This window comes from Streptomyces capoamus, assembly GCF_014654935.1.
Taxonomy (GTDB): Bacteria; Actinomycetota; Actinomycetes; order Streptomycetales; family Streptomycetaceae; genus Streptomyces; species Streptomyces capoamus.
In genome coordinates this window covers 232,875-248,105 of record NZ_BNBF01000001.1, presented here as the reverse complement: position 1 = coordinate 248,105, position 15,231 = coordinate 232,875, and the positions used below count along the sequence as shown (strand labels likewise).

Here is a 15,231-nt window from a genome sequence, read left to right as displayed (position 1 = left end):
GGCAGGAAGCCAGTAACATGCGGCGCCATGAGCTCCCCCACTGGACCCGCGTCCGGCCTGCCCGTACGAATGCCGCGACCCCGCCAGCCCGGACGGCACCGCCGCCCGGAACCGCTGGTGGCTCCCGAGGGCGCGCCCGCGCTCGTCCTCGCGGTGCCCGGTGTGCCCAGCACCACCACGCGCAGCCTCGCCGAGGAGGTCGTGAGCATCGCCCGCTCCGAGCTGCCCGGCCTCGACGCCCGGATCGGGTACCTGGACGGGGACGACACCGAGTTCCCCACGCTGCGTGCCGTGCTGGGCCGGGCCGCAGAGGAGCGCACCGCGCGGTACGAGCAGGCCGTCGCCGCCGGGATCGAGGGGATCAAGGAGCCCGACGGCCCGGTCGCCGTCGTCGTCCCGCTGCTCGCCGGCCCGGACAGCGCGCTGCTGCGGCAGATCCGCCAGTCCGTGATGGACAGCCGGGTAGCCGCCGAGCTGACCGATGTCCTCGGCCCGCACCCGCTGCTCGCGGAGGCGCTGCACGTGCGGCTGTCCGAGGCGGGCCTGGCCCGCGCCGACCGCGCCCGGCTGTTCACCGTCGCCACCGCCGCGGACGGCATCATCCTGGCCTCGGTGGGCGGCGAGGAGGCCGTGCAGGCGGCCGGGATCACCGGCATGCTGCTCGCCGCGCGCCTGGCCGTGCCGGTGATGGCGGCGGCCCTGGACCAGGAGGGCTCCATCGCCTCCGTGGCCGAGCAGCTGCGTTCCGCGGGCTCGCAGCACCTGGCCCTGGCGCCGTACCTGATCGGCCCGGAGATCGACCCGGCGCTGTCGGCCGCGGCGGCCCAGGAGGCGGGCTGCGCCACGTCCGAGCCGCTCGGCGCGTACCCGGCGATCGGCAAGCTCGCGCTGGCCAAGTACACGACGGCGCTCGGCATCGCCCCGCAGCAGGCGCAGGGCACGCCCGTCCGCTGACGCCCCGGCGGCCGGCGTCCCGCGCTGCGGGACACAGGGCTCGCTTCGGTACGACACGAGGCCCGCGTCGGTACGACACGAGGCCCCTTCGGTACGTCACAGGGCCCGCTCCCGTCCCGGAGCGGGCCCTTCGTCTTGCCCGGCGGCCCCCGCCGGCCGGGCCGCGGGCGGTCAGCCGAAGACGACGCAGGAGGCCGCGGCGACCCGCACGGAGCCGTCGTAGCGCGGGATGCCCGTCGTCCGGTCCACGGCGAACCAGCTCACGTCGCCGGAGCGCTCGTTGGCCGCGTAGAGGAAGCCGTCGTGCCGGGCGAGCGCGCGCGGCCAGTGCCCGCCGCAGGGCACGGTCCCGATCAGCCGGAGGCCGTCGTCCTGGACGCTCAGGACCGACAGGACGTCCTCGCCGCGGGTCGCGGTCCACACGAAGCGGCCGTCGGGCGAGACGACGATTCCGGAGGGGTAGGCGTCGCCGGCGGGCGCGCCGGGCAGCACGGCGACCTCGGTGAGCGGCTTCAGCCCGCCGTCGGCCGGCTCCCAGCGGCACACGGTGACCGTGGGGGTCAGCTCGTTGACCACGTAGGCGTGCTCGCCGTCCGGGTGGAAGGCCAGGTGGCGCGGGCCGGAACCGGGGCGCAGGGCGATCTCGCGGTGCACGGCGGGGGTGCCGTCCGCGAGGGTGCACACCCGCACCGAGTCCGTTCCTAGGTCGACGCTGACCGCCCACCGGCCGCTGGGGTCGGGTTGCACCTGGTGGACGTGCGGGCCGCGCTGGCGCCGGTCGTGGGGTCCGGAGCCGGTGTGCCGGAGCCGTCCTGAGGCCGCGCCGGCGAGGGCGCCGTCCGGGCGCAGCGGGACCGCGGTGACGCTGCCGCAGCCGTAGTTGGCGGTGAGCACGTGGCCGGCGTACAGGCCGAGGTGGGTGGGGCTGCTGCCGTGCACCGGGACGGGCGGTCCGGCGGGTTGGGGCCGGTCGCCGGTGACGCGGTAGGCGGCGACGGCGCCCTCCGCCGTCTCGCTGACCGCGTACAGCGTGCTCCCGTCCGGCGAGAGCGCCAGGTAGGAGGGGTCGGGCAGGTCCCGAACGGCGGAGAGGAGGGTCAGGGCCCCGGTGCCCGGGGCGACCTCCGCGGTCACCAGGCCGGGGCCGCCCGCCGCCGTGAACGATCCGATGAACGCCCGGCGCCTGCCCGCCCTGCCGTTCTGTGCCACCGCTGTCCCCTCTCGGTCGAGCCGTCGAGCCGTCGCGCCGCCGAGCCGTCCGGCGGCTCAGCGCCCGACGGTAGCAGTCGACCGGTTCCGGTCTAGACCAAAAGGGTGACAGGGTCGCCCGGCCGTCGCGTGTCCCGCCGACGGCGCGCCCCGGCCGGTCAGGCCCCGACCAGCCGCGACCCGGACGGGCTCCGCAGCGGCTCGGCGAGTTCGGCGAGGGCCCGCTCCAGGCCGTGCAGATGGGCGAGGGCGCCCTCGGCGGCGGTTTCGGCCGGGTGGTGCAGGTCCTCGGAGCGGCCCGCGGTGAGGGCTTCCACCGCGGCCTCCACCCGCCAGCAGGCGGCGGCCAGGCGGGCGTCGTGGGAGGCCTCGGGGTCGGCGGCGACCGCGACCAGGCCCCGGATCTCACGGGCGCACTCGTCGAGCAGCGCCAGGACCCGGCGGGCCCGGGCCTTGCGCGCCGGCATCGGGTTCAGCGGGTGGACCAGCGGGGCCACCGACAGCCGGACCCGGCCGAGCAGCTGCTCCAGTTCGGCCACCCGCGGCGCCGGGTCGGCGGTGGCGGAGCCGGCCAGGCGGGCGGCGGCCTCGGCCGTGCAGGCGTGCACGCACCGCAGGGCCCGCTGGATCCAGGCGTCGGTGGTGGCGTGCGTGGTGACCGGCAGCACGAACAGGACGGCGAGGGCGGCGCCCAGCGCGCCGACACCGGTCTCGGCGAGCCGCAGCGCCAGCAGCCCGGGGCTCAGGACGCCGAGGAGGCCGTAGAGCAGCTCCGCGAGCAGCGTCACGCAGAGCATCATCCAGGTGTAGGAGACGGCGGCCGAGTAGAAGATGCCGAAGACGGCGGCGGCGACGAGGACGGCCGTCGCCACGGGCGCGCCGTGCACGGGGACGGCGACGAGGAAGCCCAGGCCGATGCCGAGCACGGTGCCCAGGACCCGGCGGAAGCCGCGGACCAGCGTCTCGCCGCGCGAGGCGGTGTTGACGAAGATCCACCAGGTGGCGCCGACGGCCCAGTACCAGCGCTGGCCGGACACCAGCTGACCGACGACGAGCGCGAACCCGGCGCCCGCGGTCGCCTGGACGGCCTGCCGGGTGGTCACCCGGGCGAGTCCGGTCCCGGCGGGCGCGGCCGGCACGGTGGCCGGGGGCAGCCGGCGCTCGTAGCACCACGCGCCGAACCGCACGGCGGCCGCGGTGAGCACGGAGAGCAGCACGGCCGCGTACAGCTCGGGCAGCTGCCCGGCGGTGGCGTGCAGGAACTGGGCCACGAAGAAGGTCATGAAGGCGAACACGCCGAGGCTGTGGCCGCGCGGGCCCCACCGGCGGGCGTACACACCGGCCCCGACGACGGCCAGGAAGGCGAGGTCGCGGGCCACGGGCAGGTCGTGCAGCCCGGCCGCGGCGGTCAGCACCGGCAGGCCCACGGCGGGCAGCAGGGCGGTGGTGACCGCCTGCCCGCGCACGGTCGGGTCGGTGACGGTGAACAGGGCGAGCAGCGCGGCGAGGCCGCCGGTGACGGCGCCGGGGAGGGAGTGCCCGGCGAGTCCGCAGACCACGACCGCGAGCCCGATGCCGAGGACGGCCCGCGCGGCGAAACGCAACCGCGCCCGTCCCGGGTCCGGAGCCACGAACACCCTCTTCAGCACTGCTGCCCTCCCCTGGGAACACCGCACACAAAAGGCGCCGCGGGGATCCGCAGCGCCATCGACACGCCCATGAGAGCACCACCGGGCACACTGGCTCAAGTCTGCCCCGAAGCGCTGGTCCATTGGCCCAGCACCGACCGAGAAGGCGTGCCCGCCGGAATACCAACGGACCAGGTCGCACGGCACAGGGGAATCGAGCCCGGTTGTGCCATTGGTACAGTCGTCCATCATGGCCGTGGACGAACTCGACACCCGCATCCTGCGACTGCTCCTGGAGCAGCCGCGCACCAGCGTGCGCGAGTACGCCCGCATCCTCGGCGTCGCCCGCGGCACGCTCCAGGCCCGGCTGGACCGGATGGAGCGGGACGGCGTGATCACCGGCACCGGCCCCTCCCTCTCCCCCTCCGCGCTCGGCCACCCGGTGCTGGCGTTCGTGCACATCGAGGTGACCCAGGGCCATCTGGACGACGTCGGGGACGCGCTGGCCGCGGTCCCGGAGATCGTGGAGGCCTTCTCGATCACCGGGGGCGGAGACCTGCTCGCACGGGTGGTGGGCCGGGACAACGCCCATCTGGAGGACGTGATCCAGAAACTGATCAGCCTGCCCGGCGTGGTGCGCACCCGCACCGAGGTGGCACTGCGCGAACGCGTCCCGTACCGGCTGCTCCCCCTGGTGGAGTCGGTCGGCCGGGCGGCACGCCCCTGACCTGGGCATCCTGGACGCCATGAGCGAATTCGGCGCCCTCTCGGTCATCTTCGACCTCGACGGCACGCTGGTGGACAGCGAGCCCAACTACTACGAGGCGAGCCGGCAGGTCCTCGCCGAGCACGGCGTCCCGGATTTCGGCTGGGCGGACCACGAGGGATACGTCGGCATCGGCACCCGGGAGACGGTGACGCTCTGGCGGGAGCGCTACGGCCTGCCCGTCCCGGCCGCACAGCTGCTGGCCGCGCTGGACCGGCGCTACCTGGAGCTGGCCCGCAGGCACACGCGCGCCTACCCGGAGATGCGGGCGTTCGTGGAGCTGCTGGCCTCGGCGGACGTGCCGATGGCGGTGGCCTCGGGCTCTTCCCCGGACGCCATGGAGGCGATCCTGACGGGCACGGGCCTGGCCGCCCACCTGCGCACGGCGGTCTCGGCCGAGGAGGTCCCGCACGGCAAACCCGCTCCGGACGTCTTCCTGGAGGCGGCCCGCCGGCTCGGCGCGGACCCGGCCGACTGCGTGGTCCTGGAGGACGCGGCGCCCGGCGTGGCCGCCGCCCACGCGGCCGGCATGCGCTGCCTCGCGGTCCCGTACGTCCCCGCCCAGGCGGACGCCCCCGAGTTCGCCACCGCGTCCCTGCTGCTGCGGGGCGGCCAGGCGGAGTTCACGGCCCGGTCGGCGTATGCGTGGCTGCGCGACGCGACGCCGTGACCGGACGCGCGGGGCACTGGACGGGGGCGTCCGTTCCCCCGCCGGCGCGACGCCGGCCGCGTCCCGGGGGTACGGACACCTGGGTGGCCGAACGTCGGCCGGCGTGTACGGACGGCGGCCGGCCTGTTCTGACGGCGCCCACAGGGCGGGCACGGCCCGGAAGTCGTCCCGCACGGCCCCGGCACGGAGCACCGTTCGCGGGGCCCGCGCGGTGGCTCCCCGTGCGAGGTGGGCCCCGACTGCATAGCGTGACCCCATGACTACAGTCACGGCACCGTCCGCACCCGACGAGCGGCGGTGGAAGGCGCTCGGGGTCTGTCTGGCGGCCGGCTTCATCTCGCTGCTCGACACCTCGATCGTGAACGTGGCGCTGCCCTCGCTGGAGCGCGGGCTGGGCGCCTCGGAGGCGGTCCAGTCCTGGGTGGTGTCCGGGTACGCCCTCACGTTCGGGCTCGCGCTCGTGCCGGCGGGCCGGCTGGGCGACATGCGCGGCAGGCGCCAGGCCTTCCTGATCGGGCTCGCCCTGTTCACGGTGGCCTCGCTGGCGTGCGGGCTCGCGGCCAGTCCCTCCTGGCTGGTGCTGTTCCGGCTGATCCAGGGCACGGCGGCGGGCATGGTGGCGCCGCAGACCACCGGGCTGATCCAGCAGATGTTCCGGGCCTCCGAGCGGGCCAAGGCGTTCGGGCTGGTCGGCACGGTCATCGGGGTGTCGACCGCGGCGGGCCCGCTGGCGGGCGGCCTGCTGATCGACGCCGTCGGCACCGACGACGGCTGGCGCTGGGTGTTCTTCGTCAACCTGCCGATCGGAGTGGCCGCCTTCGTGGCGGGGCTCCGGCTGCTGCCGCGCTACCCGGCGGCCGGCAAGCGCGAGGAGTTCGACCTGTTCGGGGTACTGCTCCTCGGCTCGGGCGTGGTCGCGCTGATGCTGCCCCTGGTGCAGGAGCAGCAGTGGACCGGCCGGGCGAAGTGGACGCTGCTGCCGGTGGCCCTGGCACTGCTCGGCGGATTCTGGGCGTGGGAGAAACGGCAGGGGCTGCGCGGGCGCGCTCCGCTGGTGGACCTCGGGCTGTTCTCCCTGCGCTCCTTCACGCTCGGCGCGCTGATCAGCCTGACCTACTTCGCCGGTTTCACCACCGTCTTCTTCCTCTACGCCCTGTACCTGCAGAACGGCGTCGGCTACAGCGCGCTCGCCTCCGGCCTCACCGTCCTGCCCTTCGCGGCGGCGTCGGCGGTCGGGGCCGCCCTCGGTGGCCGGCTGGTGGTGCGTTTCGGCCGCAAGCTGGTCGTCATCGGTCTCGGCGGGGTGGCCCTGGGGCTGCTCGGGGTGATGCTGGCGGTGCAGCTGGTGCCCGGACGGAACTTGGGCTGGGCGTCGGCGCTGCCGCTGCTCATCGGAGGAATCGGCTCCGGTCTGACGGTGTCCCCGAACACCACCCTCACCCTGACCCGTGTCCCGGTGCACCGCGCGGGGGCGGCCGGGGGCGTGCTCCAGACCGGCCAGCGGGTCGGCTCGGCGGCCGGCATCGCGGTGGTGGGCTCGGTCTACTTCGCCCACCTCGCCAATCACGGCCGTACCGACACGGCGATGCAGCTCGGGCTGCTCTCCGCCGTGGGCATCATCGTGGTCGCCCTCGCGCTGGCGGTCGCCGATCTGCGGGAGCGACAGGCACGGCCGGAACCGGCCGGGGAAACGGCCGGGCTGGGCACGGGAGAGACCGGCCCCGGGGAGGCGGTACGGTCCGGCACGTAGCGCGGCTCCGGGGAGGCGGTGCGGCCGGGCACGCCGGGCGGCGCCGAGGATGCGGTGCGGTCCGGCACCTGGCGCGGCACCGAGGAGGCTACGCGGGGCGGCGCCGAGGAGGCAGTGCCGGCCGGTACCTGCCGGCCGCGGCTCACGACCTCCGGCGCGGCTTGCCCCGCCCGGTCGCCCTGCCCCCACCGCTACGACCGCGCGCGGTGCGGGCCGCCGGCTTGCCGGAAGACTTCGCCGGTGCTTTCGCGCCCGCCGTCCGCCGGCCGCCGCCCTGCTCGGAGCGCTTGCCTTCGGCCTCGGCCGGTTTCGCCGCCGTACGGCCCCTGGTGCTGTTGACCGTGCGTCCGCGGACGATGCCGATGAACTCCTCCACCAGATCGGTGGTGGCCTCCTCCGGCCAGGACAGGGCGACGCTCGACTGGGGCGCGTCCACGACGGGGCGGTAGGTGAGGTCCCGTCGGTGGTGGAGACGGGCGAGGGACTGCGGTACGACCAGGAGGCCGACGTTCGCCGCCACCAGTTCGACGGCGTCCGCAGTGGTGGCGGGCCGCTCGAAGGCCGGTTCACCCGGCGGGGCGTCCCAGTCGAAGACGTCGTCCAAGGGGTGGAAGAGCACCTCGTCGGCGAGGTCGGCCAGGGACACCTCGTCCGCGGCCGTGATCACGTGGTCCTTCGGGACGACGACCACCGTGGTCTCGGTGTAGAGCGGGATCGCGCTGAGGACCGTGCGGTCGACCGGGAGCCGGACGAGACCCGCGTCCGCCTCGCCCGCGCGCAGCATCTCGGGCGCCTGCGCGGCCGGGACCTGGACGAGGGTGAGCGGGATGTCGGGCAGCCGCTCGTTCCAGGTCTTCACCCACTTGGCGGGCGTCACCCCGGGAACGTACGCGAGCCGGAACGACGGTGCATCCTCCGAGCCTGTCATCAGGCCAGATTACCGGCCCCCGGGAGCGCCCCCGGTCATCGGCCGTGGTCGGGCCCCCCGCGGACGGCCGATACCCTTGACGTCATGAAGTCCCAGCAGAACACCCAGACGATGAAGCCCGCGACCGCGGCGAAGAAGCTGGGTGTGTACCTCCCCGCCACCCCCGCCTCCTTCCAGGAGGGCGTGGTCACGCGCGCCGAGCTGAACGAGCTGCAGGCCGACCCGCCCCAGTGGCTGCGCGAGCTGCGGCGCGACGGTCCCCACCCGCGTCCGGTGGTGGCCGCCAAGCTGGGCGTGTCCATCGCGGGTCTGGCCCGGGGCGGGGTGACCGAGGCGCTGACCACCGAGCAGATCGAGGCGCTCAAGCAGGAGCGGCCCGAGTGGCTGGAGAAGGAGCGCGCCACCCAGGCCGAGGTGCGCAAGGAGGCCGCGCGCCTGAAGGACCTGAAGCAGCAGCCGAAGGCCGGCGACGCCGAGCGCGGCTGACCCTTCCCGCTCGTCCCGACGCCCTCCGGCTCCGCCCGGGGGGCGTCGTCGGTTGCCGGGCCGAACCGCCGGGCAGCGCCGTGCGCGGGGACGACACCGGACGGGCCGCCGTTCCCCCGTACCGGCGGCCCGTCGGACGCGGTGCGTCCGAGCAGGCCGGTGTCGCCGGGTTGAAGTCTGCGCCGGACAGGGACCGCGAGGGTATGCGTACAAGTACGTACGCCGACTGGGGATACGTATGCCGACGTCGGGCGAGTACGCGAGGCAACCGGAGAGGAACCGTGCGGCTGGAGAAGGCCTACGAGCGCATGACGGCCGTCGCCGTGGCGGCCCTGCACGAACGGGAACCGGAGCGGCTGTGGCCGCTGCTGGCCGGCACGCTGGCCGAGGTGTGCGGCGGTGAGACGGTCATCCACAAGCTGGACGACTGGAGCGAACGCGGCGGCACCATCGGCACGGTGCCCGACGGTGCCGCCGCGGAGCTGGCCCGGCTGGGGGAGGCCGACCTCCGCCTGCTGCGCGCGGGCTACCCCTTCGCCGGCCACTACGGGCCGGACGGCGACCGCGCCCCGGTCACCGCGCACCGGACGGCGGGCCGCACCTGGCCGGACAGCCGGACGGCGCACCTGCTCCGCGAGGTCCTGGACGTCGACCACGTGCTGGGCGTACCGCTACCGGGGAGCGCGGCGCCGGTCACCGGGTGCCTCGTGTACCGGTCCGGTACGGATTTCACGGACGACGAACTCGTCATGGCCGAGCGCGTCCAGCCACTGCTGACGGCGGTCGAACGGCAAAGGCAGCTGCTGGTGGAGTGGCGGCGGGCGCTCGGCCCGTCCGGCGCGCCGCAGGAGCGGGCGGCCGGCTGCTCGCTGACCCCGCGGGAGACCGCCGTCCTGGCGCTGCTCACCGACGCGCTCACCGCGGACGCGATCGGCCGCCGCCTCGGCATCTCGGTCCGCACGGTGCACAAGCACGTCGAGAACATCTACCGCAAGCTGGGCACCCGCGATCGCGTCGGCACGGTACTGCGCGCCCAGCGCCTGGGCCTGGTGCCGTCACCCGGGGCGGCGCGGGCCGCCCGGGCGCACCGCTCATGACCGCCCGCCGCGCGCCGTTCGCCGCCCGCGGCGCGCCGTTCGGGCGACGTGCGCGGCTCAGCCCAGGAAGCTCAGCCTGACCTGGCGGTCGGGGTTGTCCTTGTTGGTGTCCACGAGGCACACCGACTGCCAGGTGCCCAGTTCCAGGTGCCCGCCGATCACCGGGAGGGTCGCGTGCGGCGGCACGATGGCGGGCAGCACGTGGTCGCGGCCGTGGCCGGGGCTGCCGTGCCGGTGCTGCCAGCGGTCGTCGGCGGGAAGCAGGGTGTGCAGGGCCGCGAGCAGGTCGTCGTCGCTGCCAGCGCCCGTCTCGATGACGGCGACCCCGGCGGTGGCGTGCGGGACGAAGATGTTGAGAAGACCGTCGCGACCGGCCGCCGCCTCCCGCAGGAACTCCTCGCAGTCGGCGGTGAGGTCGACGACGCGCTCCCGGGAACCGGTGGAGACGTGCAGCACGCGTGTGGTGAAGGCATCGGACATGCCCCCATCCTGACCCATACGCCGGTTCTCACACCCCGCGGCGCCGCCGATTTCCGAGACGGGCGGTCCACTGGACGAGACGCCGTTGACCGGTGCGCTTCCGGCTGGCTACGTTCAGCCGCATGTTGCGTTCAGCCCTGCTCACCACGCGCGGTCACATCGACCTGCTGCGGGTGGCCTCCGCCGCGTGTCGCCGCGGCTGCTGACGCCCCCTCTTCCCTCCCGCTTCCTCCCTCCGCCTTCTGCGCGCGGGTTTCGTCGGTCTGTCCGCGTGTCATGCCTGAGCCATCCGTTGAACGATTTGAACGAGGCATGACATAGAGGCACGAGCCGCGGGACCGTGTCGCCCACTCCCGGCCCTCCTCCCCGTGGAGCGATCATGACCGTCAGTCGCGCCCCGCCCCCTTCACCCTCGGGTTCGGACATATCCGGCATATCCGGACACACGCCCTCCCCTCCGTCGCCCTCCCTCCCCTCCCCCGGCCTCCAGCCCGTCGTCCCCGCCTCCACCCGGCGTGCCCGGGTGCCCCGCTGGCTGCGCCGCACCACCGGCCCGCTGCTGCTGCTGGCACTGTGGCAACTCCTCAGCGGCACCGGCGCGTTGCCGGCCGACGTGCTCGCCTCGCCGGGCCGGATCGCACAGGTCGGCTGGGACCTGATCGGTGACGGCTCGCTGCCGTCGGCCATGGGCACCTCGCTCCGGCGGGTCGCGCTCGGGCTGCTCCTCGGCACCGTGACCGGCACCGGACTCGCCCTGCTGTCCGGGCTGTTCCGGATCGGCGAGGACCTGGTGGACGCTCCGGTGCAGATGCTGCGGACGGTGCCGTTCGTCGGTCTCATCCCGCTGTTCATCATCTGGTTCGGGATCGGTGAGACCCCGAAGATCGCCATCATCACGCTCGGCGTCACCTTCCCGCTCTACCTCAACGTCTACGCCGGCATCCGCGGGGTGGACTCCCAACTCATCGAGGCCGGCGAGTCGTTGGGCCTGTCCCGGTGGGGACTGGTCCGGCACGTGGTGCTGCCGGGCGCCCTGCCCGGGGCGCTGACCGGGCTGCGCTACTCGCTCGGCGTCTCCTGGCTGGCGCTGGTCTTCGCCGAGCAGGTCAACGCCGACTCCGGCATCGGCTTCCTGATGGTGCAGGCGCGCGACTTCCTGCGGACCGACGTGATCGTGGTCTGCCTGATCGTCTACGCCTTCCTCGGCCTGCTCGCCGACTTCATCGTCCGCTCCCTCGAAAGGCTGCTGCTGCAATGGCGACCGACGTTCACGGGCCGCTGACCGGGCACGCGGTGCACGTCGAGGGGCTGACCCGCTCCTTCGACGGCCGCGCGGTCATCGACGACCTCCGACTCGACATCGCGCCCGGCGAGTTCGTCGCCCTGCTCGGCCGCAGCGGCTGCGGCAAGTCGACCCTGCTGCGCATCCTGGCGGGACTCGACCGGGACATCGAGGGCACGGCTCTGGTCCCGCGCCGCCGGGCCGTCGCCTTTCAGGCACCCCGGCTGATGCCGTGGAAGAAGGTGTGGCGCAACGTGCTCCTCGGGCTGCCGGGCCGCGCCGAACGCTCCCTCGCCGCACGGGCGCTGGACGAGGTGGGCCTCGGCCACCGCGTCGACGCCTGGCCGAAGACGCTGTCCGGCGGTGAGGCCCAGCGCGCCTCCCTCGCCCGCGCGCTGGTGCGCGAGCCCGACCTGCTGCTGCTCGACGAGCCGTTCGGCGCCCTGGACGCACTCACCCGGATCAAGGCCCAGCGTCTGGTCGGGGAGTTGTGGCAGCGCCGGGGCTGCGCGGTGCTGCTGGTCACGCACGACGTGGAGGAGGCGGTGCTGCTCGCCGACCGGGTCCTGGTGATGGACGGCGGCCGGATCGCCCATGAGGAGCGCATCGGCCTGGACCGGCCGCGCGAGATCACCGACCCCCGGTTCGCCGCACTCCGCGCCCGCCTGCTGGAACGGCTCGGCGTCGACACCGCCGCCGCAGCCGCCTGAACCGCCCGTCCCCGAACCCGAACGGAACCGCCATGCGACGACGACTCGCCCCCGCCGCACTGCTCCTCCCCTTCGCCCTGCTGCTCACCGCCTGCGGCGGGGACGCGTCCGCCGGCACCGGCACCGACGGCTCGGGCTCCGTGACCCTCGACGTCGGGGACCAGAAGGGCGGTTCGGAGGCGATCCTGCGCGCCGCAGGAGAGCTGGAGGACCTGCACTACAAGATCAAGTGGTCGACCTTCACCTCGGGTCCGCCGCTGCTGGAGGCCGTGAACGCCAAGGCCGTCGACATCGGCGGCGTCGGCAACACCCCGCCCGTCTTCGCGGCCGGTGCCGGCTCGAAGATCACCGTCGTGGCCGCCTGGCACGGCACCTCCCGGGGTGACACCATCCTCGTGCCGAACGATTCCCCGCTGACCCGGCCGCGGCAGCTCAAGGGCCGGTCGGTCGCCGTCGCCCAGGGCTCCTCCGCGCACTACCAGCTGGTCGCCTCGCTCAAGGCGGCCGGGCTGAGCCTGGCCGACGTCAAGGTCAAGTACCTCCAGCCGGCCGACGCGCTCGCCGCCTTCACCTCCGGCAAGGTGGACGCGTGGGCGGTCTGGGACCCGTACACCTCGCAGATCCTGCAGGGCAGGCAGGGCCGGGTGCTCACCACCGGTGACGGCATCACCAACGGCCTCACCTTCCAGGTCGCGGCGCCGGCCGCGCTGGACGACCCGAAGAAGGCCGCCGCCGTCAAGGACTATCTGGCACGGCTGCGGCGGGCCACGGCCTGGGTGCACGACCACCAGGAGGAGTGGGCCAAGGTGTGGTCGAAGGACACAGGACTGCCCTACGACGTGGCACTGGCCTCCGTGAAGAGGACGAACTCCACCCGGATCGCGGTCGCCATCGACAAGCCGCTGGTCGCCTCCGAACAGCGGATCGCGGACGCCTTCAGCGCGTTGAAGCTCATCCCGCGGAAGGTGGACTTCGCCGACTTCGTGGACCGGCGCTTCAACGGCGGCCTGCCGCCGTCGACGTCCCCCGGCAAGGGCTGAGCGGCGGGAAGAGCGGCGCCCGGCCCACTGTTGGTTGAGACGTGAACGAAGCGCACGAGGTCGAGGTTGTCGTGATCGGCGCCGGCCAGGCCGGACTGGCCACCGCCTACCACCTGCGGCGCACCGGTTTCCAGCCGGGCCGTGACGTCGTGGTCCTCGACCACTCCCCCGGCCCGGGCGGCGCCTGGCAGTTCCGCTGGCCCTCGCTGACGTTCGGCAAGGTGCACGGCATGCACGCGCTGCCCGGTATGGAGCTGACGGGCGCCGACCCCGCCCGGCCCTCGGCGGAGGTCGTCCGCGAGTACTTCGACCGGTACGAGCGCACCTTCGACCTGCGGGTACGCCGGCCCGTGGACGTGCGCGCGGTGCGCGAGGGCGCCGGCGGGCGGCTGCTCGTGGAGACATCGGACGGCACCTGGTCGACGCGTGCGGTGGTCAACGCGACCGGCACCTGGGACCGTCCGTTCTGGCCCCGCCGTCCCGGTCAGGAGACCTTCCGGGGACGGCAGCTGCACACCGCGCAGTACACCGGCCCCGAGGAGTTCGCCGGGCAGCGGGTGGTGGTCGTGGGTGGCGGCGCCTCGGGCACCCAGCACCTGCTGGAACTGGCCCCGTACGCCGCCGCGACCACCTGGGTCACCCGGCGGCCCCCGGTCTTCCGCGAGGGGCCGTTCGACCAGGAGGCGGGCCGTGCGGCCGTCGCGCTGGTGGCGGACCGGGTACGCCAGGGGCTGCCGCCGCGCAGCGTGGTCTCGGTCACCGGACTGCCGTTGAACGACGCCGTCCGGCAGGGTCTCGCGGACGGGGTGCTGGACCGGCGGCCGATGTTCGACCGGATCACCCCGGACGGCGTCGAGTGGCGGGACGGGCTCCGGGTCCCCGCCGATGTGATCCTGTGGGCGACCGGGTTCCGGGCCGCGCTCGGCCACCTCGCCCCGCTGCGGCTGCGCGAGCCGGGCGGCGGCATCCGGGTGGAGGGCACCCGCGCGGTCGCCGATCCACGGATCCACCTGATCGGTTACGGCCCCTCGGCCAGCACCGTCGGCGCCAACCGGGCCGGCCGCGCGGCCGTCCGGGACATCCGGCGGCTGCTGGCGGAGGAGCCGGTGGCCGCCTGAGGTCCCGTCGGCTCAGCTGCCCGACGGCTCCGGGGCCGGCGAACCCGGCGGGCTGCCGCTCGGGGACGGGGCCGCCGCGGCGCCCTGGTGGACGGCGCGGTACTCGGCCACGTTCCGCAGGTGCTCGTCGTAGTCCGCGGTGAAGCGCGTGTCCCCGGGCCTGATGGTGACGAAGTACAGCCAGTCGCCCGGCGTCGGGTTGAGCGCGGCGCGCATCGCGTCCTCGCCGGGATTGTCGATCGGCGTCGGCGGCAGACCCGTGCGCTGGTAGGAGTTGTACGGGCTCTCGACCTGGGTGTCGTTCGGGCCGGCCGGGACGGTCTGCCGGCTCAGGGCGTAGTGCAGGGTCGAGTCCATCTGCAACGGCATACCGCTGTTCAGCCGGTTGAGGATGACCCGCGCCACCTTGCCCATGTCCGCCTTCGTCGAGGCCTCGGCCTGGACGATGCTGGCGATGGTGACGGCCTGGTGGACGTTCATCGCGTTGCGCTGGGCCCCGGCCGCGACGGGCGGCCCGTACTTCTTGTCCGCCGTGTCGACCATCAGCTGCAGCAGGGACTGGGGGGTCGCCCCCTTCCGGACGGGGTACGTCGCCGGGAAGAGATAGCCCTCCGGATTGCCCGCGGCCTCGTTCGGCAGCTTCAGCGGGGCCTTGTCGAGGGACGTGCGGGTGCTGCCCGGGGGCAGCCCGAGGGCCTTGTCGACCGCGTCGTAGACCTGGCCGGCGCGCCAGCCCTCCGGGATGACCAGCGTGGCCGGTTTCTCCTCGGCACCGCCGGCGGCCAGCGTCAGCAGCGGCACCACCACGGCGGTGCCGGCCGCGACGGCGCCGGTCACGAGGAGGGCGAGTCTGCCCCGGCGTGTCAGTCGGATCGTGCTCCGTGGCGGAGTGTTCGTCTGCATGCGGGCACGGTAATACGCATATCACCCTAAACCCGGCATATGTTCAGTTTGTCGGTTGCAGTTGCGCGTCCCGGCGCACCAGGGCCGCGTACCGGCCGTCCCGCTCCAGCAGTTCTTCGTGGGTGCCGCGTTCGGCCACGCGCCCGGAGTCCAGCACCACGATCTGGTCGGCGCCGCGGACGGTGGACAGGCGGTGGGCGATGGTGATCG

16 protein-coding genes are annotated in these 15,231 nt (G+C 74.3%); 11 read left to right on the top strand and 5 right to left on the bottom strand.

The window, feature by feature from the left end:
- Window positions 1–27 precede the first annotated feature (27 nt).
- The gene (locus IE312_RS01190) at window positions 28–954 is read left to right on the top strand and encodes a sirohydrochlorin chelatase (RefSeq protein ID WP_189977416.1); all 927 of its coding nucleotides are present in this window, start codon (window positions 28–30) and stop codon (window positions 952–954) included.
- A 171-nt stretch (window positions 955–1,125) separates the two neighbouring features.
- Here IE312_RS01190 and IE312_RS01185 read toward each other — a convergent pair whose 3' ends face one another.
- Both IE312_RS01185 and IE312_RS01180 read right to left on the bottom strand, forming a co-directional pair.
- A complete protein-coding gene (locus IE312_RS01185) occupies window positions 1,126–2,163 on the bottom strand; it encodes a lactonase family protein (RefSeq protein WP_189977414.1) in 1,038 nt (345 codons plus the stop codon).
- 158 nt (window positions 2,164–2,321) lie between these two features.
- A complete protein-coding gene (locus IE312_RS01180) occupies window positions 2,322–3,812 on the bottom strand; it encodes an FUSC family protein (protein WP_189977411.1) in 1,491 nt (496 codons plus the stop codon).
- 229 nt (window positions 3,813–4,041) lie between these two features.
- Between IE312_RS01180 and IE312_RS01175 the strand changes: the two genes are divergently transcribed.
- The 3 genes from IE312_RS01175 (at window position 4,042) to IE312_RS01165 (ending at window position 6,977) form a co-directional block, all read left to right on the top strand.
- Window positions 4,042–4,518 carry an Lrp/AsnC family transcriptional regulator gene (locus IE312_RS01175; RefSeq protein ID WP_189977409.1) on the top strand — a complete coding sequence of 159 codons (477 nt, stop codon included), beginning with the start codon at window positions 4,042–4,044 and terminating at the stop codon, window positions 4,516–4,518.
- Between the two features lie 19 nt (window positions 4,519–4,537).
- Window positions 4,538–5,227: an HAD family hydrolase gene (locus IE312_RS01170; protein ID WP_189977407.1), complete on the top strand. Its 690-nt coding sequence runs from the start codon at window positions 4,538–4,540 to the stop codon at window positions 5,225–5,227.
- Window positions 5,228–5,483: 256 nt separating this feature from the next.
- Window positions 5,484–6,977 (top strand): MFS transporter, encoded by a 1,494-nt coding sequence (locus tag IE312_RS01165; protein WP_189977405.1) that lies wholly within the window; start codon window positions 5,484–5,486, stop codon window positions 6,975–6,977.
- Between the two features lie 142 nt (window positions 6,978–7,119).
- Here IE312_RS01165 and IE312_RS01160 read toward each other — a convergent pair whose 3' ends face one another.
- Window positions 7,120–7,905: a LysR family substrate-binding domain-containing protein gene (locus IE312_RS01160; RefSeq protein WP_189977403.1), complete on the bottom strand. Its 786-nt coding sequence runs from the start codon at window positions 7,903–7,905 to the stop codon at window positions 7,120–7,122.
- Window positions 7,906–7,989: 84 nt separating this feature from the next.
- Here IE312_RS01160 and IE312_RS01155 point away from each other — a divergent pair, with 84 nt between their 5' ends.
- Window positions 7,990–8,391 carry a DUF5997 family protein gene (locus tag IE312_RS01155; RefSeq protein ID WP_189977401.1) on the top strand — a complete coding sequence of 134 codons (402 nt, stop codon included), beginning with the start codon at window positions 7,990–7,992 and terminating at the stop codon, window positions 8,389–8,391.
- Window positions 8,392–8,672: 281 nt separating this feature from the next.
- On the top strand, window positions 8,673–9,488 hold the full coding sequence (locus IE312_RS01150; protein ID WP_229898829.1) for a helix-turn-helix transcriptional regulator: 816 nt from the start codon (window positions 8,673–8,675) through the stop codon (window positions 9,486–9,488).
- Between the two features lie 57 nt (window positions 9,489–9,545).
- Here IE312_RS01150 and IE312_RS01145 read toward each other — a convergent pair whose 3' ends face one another.
- A complete protein-coding gene (locus tag IE312_RS01145; protein ID WP_189977399.1) occupies window positions 9,546–9,968 on the bottom strand; it encodes a YjbQ family protein in 423 nt (140 codons plus the stop codon).
- A 122-nt stretch (window positions 9,969–10,090) separates the two neighbouring features.
- Between IE312_RS01145 and IE312_RS44085 the strand changes: the two genes are divergently transcribed.
- From IE312_RS44085 to IE312_RS01125, 5 genes are all read left to right on the top strand, one after another.
- Entirely contained in the window at window positions 10,091–10,174 is an 84-nt protein-coding gene (locus IE312_RS44085) for a putative leader peptide (RefSeq protein WP_349817350.1), read from the top strand.
- Between the two features lie 173 nt (window positions 10,175–10,347).
- Complete coding sequence (locus IE312_RS01140; protein ID WP_189977397.1) at window positions 10,348–11,250, top strand: ABC transporter permease; 903 nt, start codon at window positions 10,348–10,350, stop codon at window positions 11,248–11,250.
- Window positions 11,223–11,960 carry an ABC transporter ATP-binding protein gene (locus IE312_RS01135; RefSeq protein WP_189977395.1) on the top strand — a complete coding sequence of 246 codons (738 nt, stop codon included), beginning with the start codon at window positions 11,223–11,225 and terminating at the stop codon, window positions 11,958–11,960. Before IE312_RS01140 ends, IE312_RS01135 begins: the two co-directional genes overlap by 28 nt.
- Before the next feature lie 32 nt (window positions 11,961–11,992).
- Complete coding sequence (locus tag IE312_RS01130; protein WP_189977393.1) at window positions 11,993–13,000, top strand: ABC transporter substrate-binding protein; 1,008 nt, start codon at window positions 11,993–11,995, stop codon at window positions 12,998–13,000.
- A gap of 41 nt (window positions 13,001–13,041) precedes the next feature.
- Window positions 13,042–14,118, top strand: a complete 1,077-nt coding sequence (locus IE312_RS01125; RefSeq protein WP_189977390.1) for an FAD-dependent oxidoreductase — start codon at window positions 13,042–13,044, stop codon at window positions 14,116–14,118.
- Between the two features lie 12 nt (window positions 14,119–14,130).
- Here IE312_RS01125 and mltG read toward each other — a convergent pair whose 3' ends face one another.
- Window positions 14,131–15,021 (bottom strand): endolytic transglycosylase MltG, encoded by an 891-nt coding sequence (mltG, locus tag IE312_RS01120; protein WP_189977388.1) that lies wholly within the window; start codon window positions 15,019–15,021, stop codon window positions 14,131–14,133.
- Between the last annotated feature and the right edge of the window lie 210 nt (window positions 15,022–15,231).

Bases quoted from the DNA above. Each gene is read 5' to 3' on its own strand.
- IE312_RS01190 (WP_189977416.1), top strand. From the start codon at position 28: ATGAGCTCCCCCACTGGACCCGCGTCCGGCCTGCCCGTACGAATGCCG.
- IE312_RS01175 (WP_189977409.1), top strand. From the start codon at position 4,042: ATGGCCGTGGACGAACTCGACACCCGCATCCTGCGACTGCTCCTGGAG.
- IE312_RS01170 (WP_189977407.1), top strand. From the start codon at position 4,538: ATGAGCGAATTCGGCGCCCTCTCGGTCATCTTCGACCTCGACGGCACG.
- IE312_RS01165 (WP_189977405.1), top strand. From the start codon at position 5,484: ATGACTACAGTCACGGCACCGTCCGCACCCGACGAGCGGCGGTGGAAG.
- IE312_RS01160 (WP_189977403.1), bottom strand. From the start codon at position 7,905: ATGACAGGCTCGGAGGATGCACCGTCGTTCCGGCTCGCGTACGTTCCC.
- IE312_RS01155 (WP_189977401.1), top strand. From the start codon at position 7,990: ATGAAGTCCCAGCAGAACACCCAGACGATGAAGCCCGCGACCGCGGCG.
- IE312_RS01145 (WP_189977399.1), bottom strand. From the start codon at position 9,968: ATGTCCGATGCCTTCACCACACGCGTGCTGCACGTCTCCACCGGTTCC.
- IE312_RS44085 (WP_349817350.1), top strand. From the start codon at position 10,091: ATGTTGCGTTCAGCCCTGCTCACCACGCGCGGTCACATCGACCTGCTG.
- IE312_RS01140 (WP_189977397.1), top strand. From the start codon at position 10,348: ATGACCGTCAGTCGCGCCCCGCCCCCTTCACCCTCGGGTTCGGACATA.
- IE312_RS01135 (WP_189977395.1), top strand. From the start codon at position 11,223: ATGGCGACCGACGTTCACGGGCCGCTGACCGGGCACGCGGTGCACGTC.
- IE312_RS01130 (WP_189977393.1), top strand. From the start codon at position 11,993: ATGCGACGACGACTCGCCCCCGCCGCACTGCTCCTCCCCTTCGCCCTG.
- mltG (WP_189977388.1), bottom strand. From the start codon at position 15,021: ATGCAGACGAACACTCCGCCACGGAGCACGATCCGACTGACACGCCGG.